The 244-nt window shown below is 52.9% G+C and carries 1 protein-coding gene; it reads right to left on the reverse strand.

The features are described 5' to 3' along the window. Nucleotides 1-244, reverse strand: a 244-nt coding sequence (locus ACCD05_RS32050; RefSeq protein ID WP_413397726.1) for a hypothetical protein, incomplete at both ends; no start/stop codon positions are given.

A 244-nucleotide genomic window follows, 5' to 3' on the forward strand; every position in this document is an offset into this window, starting at 1 on the left:
TAGCTGATCTGCTTACGGGCTCGCTGATCGAGAGCTCGATCCTCTTGATGAACACGACCACCATTAACGGGTGCCGGAAAGCCGATTAGTTGCTCATAGCGCTCGCAGGCGTAAGCCGCCCGCAGTTCATGAAAGCCTTTCAATCCATGCTCATGCAGGATGTCCCGCGCCGGTCGTACGATTGTCTGTAAGAAATCTTTGTAGCTTTCATCAGGTGTTAACAGATTCCGACTGCCCTTGGGTG

Source organism: Rhizobium sp. Rhizsp42 (genome assembly GCF_047304155.1).
Taxonomy (GTDB): Bacteria; Pseudomonadota; Alphaproteobacteria; order Rhizobiales; family Rhizobiaceae; genus Rhizobium.